At 37.1% G+C, this 12247-nt stretch carries 7 protein-coding genes; 2 read left to right on the top strand and 5 right to left on the bottom strand.

The window, feature by feature from the left end:
• Window positions 1-167: 167 nt before the first annotated feature.
• Window positions 168-914, bottom strand: coding sequence for a pseudouridine synthase (locus HCUR_RS03730; RefSeq protein WP_165780728.1), 747 nt, complete (start codon window positions 912-914; stop codon window positions 168-170).
• Window positions 915-1796: 882 nt separating this feature from the next.
• On the bottom strand, window positions 1797-1964 hold the full coding sequence (locus tag HCUR_RS09130) for a hypothetical protein (RefSeq protein ID WP_207760908.1): 168 nt from the start codon (window positions 1962-1964) through the stop codon (window positions 1797-1799).
• Between HCUR_RS09130 and HCUR_RS03725 the strand changes: the two genes are divergently transcribed.
• Both HCUR_RS03725 and HCUR_RS03720 read left to right on the top strand, forming a co-directional pair.
• A complete protein-coding gene (locus HCUR_RS03725; protein WP_207760907.1) occupies window positions 1963-2919 on the top strand; it encodes an efflux RND transporter periplasmic adaptor subunit in 957 nt (318 codons plus the stop codon). The two genes, HCUR_RS09130 and HCUR_RS03725, sit on opposite strands and share 2 nt — an antisense overlap.
• An 11-nt stretch (window positions 2920-2930) precedes the next feature.
• Window positions 2931-6056, top strand: coding sequence for an efflux RND transporter permease subunit (locus tag HCUR_RS03720; protein ID WP_104206805.1), 3126 nt, complete (start codon window positions 2931-2933; stop codon window positions 6054-6056).
• A 245-nt stretch (window positions 6057-6301) separates the two neighbouring features.
• Here the strand turns inward: HCUR_RS03720 and HCUR_RS03715 are convergent, their stop codons facing one another.
• The 3 genes from HCUR_RS03715 to HCUR_RS09820 form a co-directional block, all read right to left on the bottom strand.
• Window positions 6302-6502 carry a hypothetical protein gene (locus HCUR_RS03715; RefSeq protein ID WP_104206804.1) on the bottom strand — a complete coding sequence of 67 codons (201 nt, stop codon included), beginning with the start codon at window positions 6500-6502 and terminating at the stop codon, window positions 6302-6304.
• A 3498-nt stretch (window positions 6503-10000) separates the two neighbouring features.
• Window positions 10001-11233, bottom strand: a complete 1233-nt coding sequence (locus tag HCUR_RS03710; protein ID WP_104206803.1) for a hypothetical protein — start codon at window positions 11231-11233, stop codon at window positions 10001-10003.
• Between the two features lie 395 nt (window positions 11234-11628).
• Window positions 11629-11751, bottom strand: coding sequence for a hypothetical protein (locus HCUR_RS09820; RefSeq protein WP_279337585.1), 123 nt, complete (start codon window positions 11749-11751; stop codon window positions 11629-11631).
• Window positions 11752-12247: the final 496 nt, after the last annotated feature.

Here is a 12247-nt window from a genome sequence, read left to right as displayed (position 1 = left end):
CCTGGTATATTCGCCCGACCTAAACTCCATTGAGAAATTCTGGGCTATTATAAACCCATGGATTGCCCTGACTTAATGTACGTAATGATATAAGGCCTTACTTCAATTCTTTCAAATCTTATTTTCAAGCTAAAGTACTATAGACTTTAGACTTGAAAATATTTTTCTCACATATTTCTTAAAAGTAGAGCAGGCCAGTAATGTTTTGGAACCTCTTGCCAAAATTTAGGTTGAAGCGTGCCCAGCATTATCGTTGCGAACTGAGTGCGGATCAAGCGTAAAATCTTTACCCCTAACGCTTGAACTCGATTGCGAATTTCTCTTTTTTTTCCTTCTTTCAAGATAATGGTAATCCAAGTAGAGTAAGAAGTGGTGACATAATCTTGGATTTGACATCCAGGATAGCGTATCCCTTTGTAGGTAATAGGATTGTTCAGAAGTTTACAGAGAGTCCATGGCACAATACCTTGCATTTCTATTCGATAGTACCGTTCCCAACCATATTGAGGATTTTCCAAATTATGTGCAAGTATTGGAGTATTCGTCATCAATAACAATCCTTCTGAATCGAAATCTAAGCGTCCCACATATAAAAAACGCTGTGTTTTGGGTAATGGAGCGTTAAGTACAGTATAAATAGTAGAACGCTGAAAAGGATCGACTCGGGTCACTAAACACCCCCTGGGCTTATAACATTTCCACAGGCGAGGTCGTTCTGGAGACTGCAAAAGAATTCCATCAAGATGTACTTGATCGTGAGAAGAGACAAAACACGTCATATGAGACACCAAAGTTTTATTGACGGTTACTCGTTTCTGCTCAATCGCTTTTTCAGCTTGACGGCGGGAAAGTATAGAAGATGTTGCAATATACTTGGCTAATCTTATTTTAAGTGCCTGAGATGGAATGATCAATAAAAATCTCAATAGTCTTTCATACTATATGAGAGACTATAAAAAAGAAAGTTTTTTGTCCATCCCTCAGATTCTAATACACACAGCTGCCTCATTGAATCTATTTAAGATCTCCCCAAACCATAGTTATAATCTCAGCTTATTAATCTTTTATAAATTTTAAGTAACATTGAGAGAAGAAATTTATATTAATATAATACTATATTTATTTAACTTTTACAGTAAAAACTCATTAAGGGTTCTATATTCAATTTAAGTTTCTAATAAAAGTATTCACGGAACGGTGTCTCTTGGTATGGAGCCCGCTTTTGCACGCTTCATTTCTTGATTTTTACTCCGTGAGGATACGCTTTGATGTGGGGGGCACATCATAAGCCAGGCAAAATCGGGATGGACAATAGGTTTTCAAGCAGTTTTTTCCCAAATTCCCTTATTTCTTCAGCCAATAAATCGGCGAGGAGTATTACTTCACCAGCAATAATCGCGCAGAAAATCGCGTCACGGAGCGCTTGTTCTCAAACTCCAAAAACCATGTTGATAAAGTTCTAGTTTTCCTTGGTCAGCCCACCCTCAAGCTCCTCTCGGCCTGGAAGATGGGGGACCAAAAAAAACTCCAAACATCATTCGCAACATCATGGCGAAGAGGTAATTTTTGCATACCCCTCCTTCTCAGAACAATTTATTTTTTGATTATCTATCTCGTGACTACAGTCTCTAAACAAAAATTAACTATTTAATTTTATGAATAATCTTTTTTCCTCTAGATTTTTCAAAGAAATTCAGGCATTATCAATATTAAATTTAGGGTTCGTTTTGTATGAAAAATCAGTATAACAAAAATGTTCGTTTTTCCAGTAAAGCGCGAAAATTTAAAAATAAATATCATTCTGCTGGAATAAGATACACAACATCCTCACGTGTTGGCATGATGCTTCTGTGGAGTGTTTTCATATGGGGCGAAAGCATGTTTTTGGGGGGATGCAGTACCAAAAAAGTTCTTAATAAAAATCGACGTCCATTGTCCGTTATTGTAAAGTCTGTAGAACGCATGAACGTGGACAAAGTAATATCCGTCAGTGGAAGTATCAAAGCGAAATATTCTGCTCCTCTTATCTTTCAATCTCCAGGTATTGTAAAGAATATTTTTGTGGGGGCAGGAAGTCGGGTGTTAAAAAATCAACCATTAATTCAGCTTCGAGATGATCACACTAAAGTACAAATTCGATGGGCTAATGTTCAGTTAGCGGCAAAAAAAGCAGATTATCAGCGTAGTAAAGAAATGTATGAAAAGAAAATTTGGTCTTACGCTCAGGTGGAAAAAGCACAAACAGAAATGGCTTCCGCCAGTTTGGAGGTGGAAAAAGCAAAAGTCAACGATGATAATATGAGAATTACTGCACCCTTTACCGGACATGTGGGATTTTTTCAAACCAATGGTAAGCAGCTCAGCCCTGGTTCTTCGGTACAACAAGGACAAGAAGTAGGTAAAATTGTTTCTGATGAAACCATTGTGGAATTCGAATTGTCTGAAATTGATGCAGAGCAGGTTAAAGTAGGACAAAAAGTATTAATTCAGATGGAAGGAGAAGGAATTTTGCCTTTGGCATCAGTAGTCAGTGCGAAAGAGCCTTTTTCTGATCCAGTATCTCATATGGTGAAATTCAACGCAAATCTCTCAGAAAAGAATACATCTTATCAGGACGGAACTTTTGTTAAAGTAGCAGTAACCCTTAAAGATGCGGCACCAGCTTTGTTAGTGCCTACAGAGGCTGTCATTCCTGATTCTGGTCAATATTTAGTCTACGTTGTAAAAGACTCCGGTGAGATATTTGATAACGAAAAAATTTTTATTGCTAAAGCAGTTTCAGTGACACCCGGGCCCCAGCTAAAAGGGCTTATTAGTATCGGTGAGAAACTACGTGGTGTAGAGAAAGGAGATTTAGTAATTACAGAACCTGCGGAAATGGTAAAAGACGGACTTCCCGTTATACTTACAAAAGAATAAGGAGCTCTTTTATGCACACGCCCCCTCCTCCGTTAACCCTTAAAGAATCTACCCCATCTTTTACGGATTTTTTTATTGATCGTCCAGTATTTTCTTGGGTGATCAATATTATTATGGTGCTCCTTGGAATTGTTGCATTTTTTCAACTTTCCACGCGTCAATATCCTATCGTTGAGCGTCCGTCTTTAACAGTTCGTGCAACGCTCAATGGATCGGCTCGAGTTATTGAAGAGCAGGTTACCAAGTTATTGGAAGAATCTTTTGTTTCGTTACAGTCATTGGACAATATGCGCTCTGAAGTTCAGAAAAATGAAAGTAATACCTGGTTGATTTTTGAAGAAAATCGCTCTATGGATGCTGCTTCTGCTGACGTGCGAGAAATTTTATCTCGTATTCAGGACAAACTTCCAGAGTCTGCAAAAGTATACGTTACAAAAGGAAACTCTAATGCATTACCTATTATAGAGCTAGCAGTACAAGGAGAGCCTCACGTGCCCTTAACCGACCTCTACACGGTCGCATCTCGGGTATTAAAAGGATCAATGGAAAGTATTCCGGGTGTTGCAGTGGGCGAAGTCATTGGCGGTAGTGAGCTTCGAATGGAAATTATATTGGATCGTGAAAAACTTTACTCGTATCATGTGGGTGTTTCCGAACTGAGCCGCCTTATAAAAGAATCCAGTGTAGAACGAGCGCTAGGATATTTGAAAGAAGAAAATCGACAATTTTCTCTCACTGCCCAAAGTATGTTATCTCGACCAGAAGAATTTTCAGACTTATTGATTCCTGCAGGAAAAAATAATTATTCTGGTGTACTGAATAAAGTGCGCTTAGGAGATTTAGCTCAGGTCCGCTTAGGTCAAGAAGATGAAGAACATAAAGTCTTTTATAATGGACGCGCTGTAGTTGCATTACAGATTATTCCTCAGCCCAATAGTAATCCCATCACCATTTCTAAGCTGGTGCACCAGCGGTTGACAGAGATTCAAAAAACTCTTCCAAAAGATATTAAGGTTCATGTGGCCCTTGATAAATCTATCTTTATTAAACGATCCATTGAGCAAGTATACCAAGCCATTTTTGAATCTATTCTTTTAGTCTTGCTGGTAATTTTTGTTTTTTTACGTTCTTTCTCTTCCTCACTCATTCCTTTGATTACTATCCCTATTTCGTTAGTAAGTACTTTTTTTATCATGCAGATGCTGGGCTTTAGTATTAATGTTTTGTCACTATTGGCTATGGTACTTGCCATTGGATTGGTAGTAGATGATGCCATTGTAGTATTAGAAAATGTATATCGATATTTAGAGCAGGGAAGAAATCGCCTACAGGCAGCACGGTTAGGATGCAAAGAGATTCGTTTTTCCGTCATTGCCATGACGCTTACTTTAGCCGCAGTTTATGCGCCAATTTCATTAATTCCCGGAACTATTGGAAAAATGTTCAAAGAATTTGCTTTGACGCTTGCGGGCGCAGTATTAATTTCTGGCGTTGTAGCATTGACTTTATCTCCTGCCATGTGTTCTGTATTGGTACGAGCCCACACACCATTTAAGTGGAGGCCGTTAGAGCGTTTTTCTCAAGGAATTGATGCATTTCTTGGAAAGCTAGAATATTTTTACGTAAAGTGGGTAAATAACGCTTTGAATCATATGAAATTTGTGTGGATGGGGTTGTTGGCTTTGTCTGCATTGGGTGTATGGGTTTATACTAACTTGAAACAAGAACTTATTCCTGCTTCTGATGAAGGAATTTTACGCGTTCGAATGTACCCACCCAGCACTCGAAACTTAACATTTCTTTCAAAGCTAGCACTTCCAGTCGATAAAGTATTGCAAGAAATTCCAGAGGTTAATAATAGATTGCTGATCATGCATATGGGAGACAGCATAGGGCGAGTAACGCTCAAACCTTGGGAGAGTCGCACCAAAGTATGCCAAGATATTATTAAAGAATTAGATCCACTGTTCCAAAAAAACGTTGCAGGCGCAGAAGTATACGCAGGATGCGTGAATTCTTCACCGGTAAGCAGTCGCACAGACAGCTCTGGAGAAATAGAGATGGTGCTATTAAGTGACAAGTCTTCAGAATCACTAAGAAAAGAAGGGCGGAGATTGCGCCATTTATTAAAAGAGATTCCTGGTGTAGATTGGGTCGATAATACCGAGCTCGTGGAAGAAGTAGGGTACAATGTAAAAATTCATCGAGAGCGTATTTCTCAGTTAGGTCTTACTCCGGAAGAAGTTTTCGAGACTTTAAAAATTTTTCTTCGAGGAACGAAAGTCTCTCATTTTGAAAAGGATAAGCGTATGTACGATGTCATTCTAGAGCTTCCAGATTCCGAAAAAGATCTGGCAAAGATTCCTCACTTTTTTATTAAAGGTCGGAATGTAAAAAATGAAACAGCTATGGTTCCTTTAAGAGAGTTGGTATCTTTTGAGCAAAAATCTGGCGATTCTATTATTTATCGTACCGATCGAAAAAGCTCTTATACACTCAAGGCGTACTTGCAAAAAAGCGCTTCTGCCATGACCGTTTATGAAGCCTTTGAACAAAAAGTTCAATTACCCACAGACTTTGAGTTAAGAGCGGAAGGAGAGCTAAAAAACTTGCAAAAAGAATCTGGAAACATTTACATGATATTTGCTTTAGCAATTATCTTTATTTTCTTGGTCATGTCTGCTCAGTTTGAAAGCTTTCTCTCTCCTTTTATCATCATGGTTACTGTTCCTCTTGCACTTGCGGGTGGAGTCCTAACTTTGGCGGCAGTTTTTGGTATTATCAGTATTTATGGACAAATTGGGTTAATTACGTTAATAGGCCTTATTACTAAACATGGTATTCTCTTGGTAGACTTTTCAGACCAGGCGCGACGCTCTGGACTTCCTTTGAAAGAAGCAATATTGGAAGGATGTCGTTTACGGTTACGACCGATCCTAATGACTACTTTAGCAATGGTTTTAGGATCCATTCCCTTGGCCCTTGCCCAGGGTCCTGGCTATGAAGCGCGTCAGCAAATTGGCTGGGTTATTACAGGAGGCATGACAGTAGGAACATTTTTTACTCTGTTTGTTATTCCTTGTGTGTTTCTTTTTTTCATGGAAGCAAAAGAAAAGTTTTATGGAAAATCTGTATAGAAATCTCAACAGTCAAACTGTATTACACAGTGTGTGATACAGTTTTCAAAAGATTTTAGACTATAGAGTTTAAAAAAAGAAGCGTCATAATAGTCTGGGGTACATAGCAATATAATAAGTAGATTGAATGTGGTATATAGCAAAATAACTATAAAATAGTTATAGAAAATAGCCCGTCAATTCAACAATTTTTAGAACGTCTTATCTGTTTAGCTTGAGTCCATTTTTTCTCAATCGGATTAAGGTCAGGAAAATAAAGCGAGAGGTAAAGTATGACTATCCTCTTTAGTCATTTTCTGCATCGCTTTACCTTGATAAAAACCAGCATTATCCATGAGAATACCACGGTTTTCTAGCATATTGGGTAGGAACATTTTCTTTACCCAACAAGTTAATACCTCCACAGAACCCGTAAGCAATCCAATAGCTACTAAAGTGGAGCCCATTAAAGCGCCTATAACATTTGTTCTACCTTTCTCACCCCAATTCTGTTTTTCTTAACAACGCTTCCCTTTTACAGAATACTTGTGAATTTTTGGCATATCATGGGAAAATCTACTTTCATTAATAGTCAGCACTCTATTTTTCTTTTTTTTTAACTCATCACGCTTTTAGCACAATACAGATCTTTTTTCTAGATTCGCTTTCGGATGATTTAAGTTTTTTTTATAGCGAACACTAGGACCTCTCAGGGCTTTCAAAATGCCAACAGCCCTAATATCAAAGCGCTCCGCTCACGCTGGCTGGTAGGCATTAGGATCCATCCTTATATCGTATTCTAAACAGTCTATGCCAAATTGTGCTGGCTGGCTTATAGTGAACTAAGTTCGGTTCTAAACGCGTACCCTCTCTATAACCTGCTTACCTATTCCAAAACGTCTACCAGAGTCCTCATAGCTCACCCCTTCTTTCTTCTTAATTCTGCAACCTTTACGAAAAATCCAATGAATACGACATCTGTAAATATTTTCTTTTTTCTTCTACCACAAGTATTCTATGTTTGTTTTTCTATATAAAAAATGTATTTTTAGAATAATAAGCAGTAATTCTCTCTTTAATTTATGAGTTCATATTCGTTCAGAATTGTTTTATTGAGGTAAAATCCAGCTAGTGGGGTGGCAAGAAAATTACGCTGTATCTAACCAAATTTCATGTGTCCTCTCGTATCTTTATTGTGTATGAAATTATGCGTTAATGATCCCTTAGAAGATTTTTAGTTCTTTAATTAAATTCTTCTCTGCCCAAATCATTCCCTATGACAAGAACCGTTAAACCCTATGGGTGTTGTGAATTTATGATTTACCAGTCTTGTTATTACTATTTAGGCAGTGCCAATATATTTTGAAAAAAATTATATGCTTTGTAAAAAAGATAACTCATGTCTTATAAAAAGCACCTGGAAGACAATTAATTTGAGAGGATAGAAGTTACATACCTGGTTTTTCTGAGACACTCGGAGGTTCTGTGGATGGCGTGATTTAGGTGGGCCGAAACAGCCCTATAGCGCTCTCGCCCAAGAGAGTATGTGTAGATAATGAAATGTAGAAAATGGTGTTCAACACCTTGATGGAAGATGCGGACATGGAATAGGGGATCATTGATTCCACCACTGTGCGTACGCATCAGCGCGGGACTGGTGTAAAAAAGGGGTTCAAACCTAAGCATTAGGGAGCGCTTGTGGTGAATTTTCTAACACAATCTATGCTGCTTTGGATGCGCTCGATAACCTCATGGGATTTTTTTTAACAGGCCGAGAATCTTACGATTACACACGCTTTGAGGCTTTTGGAAAGTCTGAAAGCAAAAGTTATTCTGGTAAACAAAGGATATGATGCGAATTATGTGGGTGCAGAAAGTGTTAAAATGGAGGGTAAAGGTATTATTTCTTTAAAATCTCATCAAAAAAATCACGAGATTTTGATAAAGACTTTTATAGAATGCGAAATTTGATAGAGCGCAGGTTCAATAAAAGCAAGCATTTTACCCGTATTGCAACGGGCCATCACACAACAAAAGCCGCTTTCCTGGCTTTCGTCACTATCGCAGGTATCTGAATATGGCTTAAATACTATGTCGACATTTATGTTACACTAATAAAACGCACTATAAAAAGATGTATTTTTAAAGAATAATGATAATACTGATGCTAAATTCAGTGACGTAGATGCTGAATTTAAATATACACTAAGAATGTTCTCCAGTAGTATTAGAAAAGCTGGGATTCAGTGATTTAAAGAAGAGAAAAATAAATACCGAAAACAATGCATTTTACTTATATAATATAATCCAATGCCTCGATTATACTTTTAATTCTTTCTATATATTGACACTCCCTAGGAAGATGGAAAAGGAGGCTTGAGTGGTACAGTATCCTGTATGCCATGTTTTTGGTAACCCTATTAGATTTTTTGGAGGTTAAAGACCAGATAATATCAATGCTTTATATCTTATAGAAGGGCCCTCCATGTCAGCATTAATCGCTAAAAAAAGCTAACACGCTAACATTATAGGGTAAATGCCGTAAAATCTATATAATCTGAGACTGCTATACTTTCAAAATTTCAGAGAAACACTCTACGATAAATTAAAATATTTTGGGTTCTTAGTAACCAGGTATGACACATTTGATATTCGACTTTTGCTTTTCTTTCTGGAATGTATTTATCACTAAAATAAACATCGGAAATTCCCAAAAATACTTAAGAATTTGTTCTGTATCTCCGCACTATTTTCTCCTCTATACTACTCTGAGCAATATTATGAGCGCCTGTGAAGTTCTATTAAACGGATTTACATGGGTAAATTTCGTGTACAAAACAGAATATTAAAAATGACTTAAGTAAATGCTTTCTAAAAAAAAGAAATCTCACTACATTAACATCTCCTATGCACCACTATTTAGGCAACGTATATTCTGAACATTTTGCAAAAAATTATCTCGCTCTAATAGAATGTATGAAAGACTTTATAGCACACAGCCAGTCTTTATAACAGATATTTCCGGAAGATTATGGGTATAAAAGCTTTGTCCACCAACGTTCCAAACAACGCTATGGTCTCGTTTTATGGAATTGATCCAAAAATAAATTTTTTAACGCTCCCTTGTGTCAACGCATCCTTATTTGTAAGAATACTAACGCATCAGTCTAGAAGATCAGGCTCTAAGACACAGTAAAAAATGCATTCATCTAGCTTCTGTTAACACGATTTCAGTATTTCCATGACGACAACACTATGTATAAAGGTCGAAAGTAGAATATCTCTTTTTTCAAAGCGTGACAAAATACGGGAAAATTCTTTGATTTTTCTGAAAAAAAGCGCTATTTCTTTGTATCGTTTGTAGAGCATTTTATAGAAATTGCGTGGGTTCAAGAGTGTTGATTTGGGATGAACCACAGGATTAAATCCGCATTTTTCAACCTATTGGCGGGCAGGACGATAAGAAGGGTTTATCAGAAGGGGTATTTTGAGTAAACCATGCTTCCAGTTTTTTAATAAGTACTGAAGTTAAAACCAGACCATTATTCCCGATAATCAAATCAATTGTTTCGTCTATCCATCACAAAATTTTTTCATGGATTAGGAGCCGTATTTTTTAAAGTGTCTACCGCGCACAGGTAGACTTTGGAATCAATTTTTTTGTGGAACTTTAAACAAGCGCTCTAAAACGTAACGGTTTAAGGCCATATGGTTTGGAGGCACATAAATTCTCTACCGAGTTCCTAATTGTTTGAAAAGCACGTCCTTCACAACTATTGTCTTCACGAATGATGAAGTAAGTATATATGCTGTATTTTTACGTTCCAACGTTGTACATAAAGGTAAACCTTGATGAAGATATACTGTCTTTCTTCAATTTTTTTATGAATCTAGTACAGCATATCTTCACTTCAGCGGATACTATTAATAGGTTTTAGCTAAATCTAGATCAAAAATTGTACTGTTCAAAACTCTTGGGTCAAATTTTTTAGGTGTTTTTTAATTTTTTTGCTACTTTTGCTCTCTATGATCTGCCTCTGATCAAAAAGATCATTATTAGGTGTCGTAATAGGAGCATATGCCTTGCAATCAGGACACTCACTAGGAACTGCTTTCCAAACATTAGGATCAAAAGGCGGAACTTTAATACGACAAAATATTTTTCGTAATGTAGAATACGCTTCATACACTATGTTATCAGAGTCTAACCACAAATCCAATAGTTTAGTATTAATAGTGGGTTGCAGAGAATTAAAAAAAGTAAAACTACCTTCTCTCAATTCACCCCAGGTATCTCCTATAAGGGTTAGAATCAATGATTTATGCTGCTCAGCTATTTGTTTGTTAGAAAAATCTTTATTAGTCAAAGGATCCTTTTCAAATTTATTGTCAGCGGCAAAGTTATGTAAATTTGTAAGAGCGTTTAGCGCTTGACGAGTTCGCGCACTAATGACCAGACTTCCCAATCGACCTCGCTTAGGAACATTAGGATCTTGTTTCACTTTAGGAAAAGTGTTTTTCTTTGGAAGTTGTTTTTTTGGTGCGCGGTCCTTATTTAAAGCATAAGCTATTAAGTTCATTATAGGATATTTAGTCTGTGGATCTTTACAGTACAGTTCACAAAACCCTTTATCCACAGAAAGGACGTTCTCTCGATAAAGGTTTTCGAGGTAATTTATAGAAGGGTTTGTATCAATCTCCTCTAAGATGTTACCAAATCCACCAATAAGCGCTCTTGCTGCGCGCTTAGCTTCTTCCCGTTTTTGAGTCAATAATCTAAAAGAAGAAAAATAGTCTCTAGGGTCACTGGCCGAAATATTTTTACGCTTTTCAAAGGCCGCATTTATTATATTTTGAGCTATTTCTGCTTGCTTACGTGGTGTAATCAACGTGTTGTATCGGCATAGGGCTTGCGCAAGCATCATAGTGTGGGCTAACAACCTTAAAGGTTCATTAATCCTAACACCATGTACTTTATTAAAAATAAGATCCTCACTACAATAGTCATGTTCAAGCAAAAAATCAATACGGACCGCATCCTCAAAAGCGTTTTGGGCCTCCTTCAATACTCGTCGTTGTTCTGAAGTTAGCTGTTGCTCCTGTTCCTGTTGATGCTGCGTTTTTGGACCTGCCCAAGAATTCGCGTTGAGTACCAACACTGCAGAAATTACTAGATAAGTTAATTGTAGTATCTTCATCGAATAACCTGTTTTATTTAATAAATTACGAACAAGCTATACCATAAAAAAAAATATAGTTCAATGAGACTTAGCGTTTTTTAGAATGTATCAATAGAAAAAACTGTGGAGGTAATGATTTTTATTAAAAATTAATTACACCAAGTGAGAGTCTAAATATAATATCTTTTTATTAATACAAAAGCACCCCGGTGGGAAATTCCTTAGGGAATATTGACACAGCACCGAAATCAATTTTTTCGTCTATCCATCACAAAATTTTTTTATGGATTGGGAGCCGTATTTTTTAAAGTGTCTACCACGCACAGGTAGACTTTGATACTTTTTCTGTTCAACTCAAAACATGTTAGAAAAATTTTTGAATTAATTTTCTTTTAGTGCTTCAAACAAACGCTCTAAAACACAGCGTTCAGCGCACCGTTTACAACTTTTTTCTTCCTCATTAATGCAGAAAAAATTCCCTTTTTACGTTCCAGCATTGCACAGGAAGGTAGGGTTTGATTAGGGTGTGTCGTCACAAGATTTTGATTGCATAGTAGTTAATATGGTAATCGTTTATATATGAATGAGAACAGCGAAAAATGGAGTTAAGATAATGGAGCTCAAGTTATTGTAGACATGATATAAGCAATGAGAGTATGACTTTGGGGCGGGATTACACCGGATAACAGAACGTTCATAAATGCAGTCATACGGATCTTTAGAAGGAGTGCATCATGACGAGAGTTATCCAGCGGGATTATGGGCATTGGAATGTACACAGGGGGTTTTGTAGAGGGCGTGATAAAAGCATTTTCTTAGGGTCTTCATAGATAATCCTGATTTTCAATGGTTAATAATAAATTCTACTTTTCTCAAGACCTCTAAGTCTGGACTTGGGTCAGTAGGCGGGAGTCACTCTACTGATCGCACAAGAGGGAGCTCAATACAAAAGTACCTATGAATGCTCTGGGTATACCGGTTAGAATCATAGTTACAGAAGGCTCCAGAAACTATTGGACTCAAGCTGATGAA

It is taken from the genome of Holospora curviuscula, assembly GCF_002930195.1.
GTDB classification, from domain to species: Bacteria; Pseudomonadota; Alphaproteobacteria; order Holosporales; family Holosporaceae; genus Holospora; species Holospora curviuscula.
Note: the sequence above shows the minus strand (reverse complement) of the source record. Positions and strands in the feature narration are given on the sequence as shown.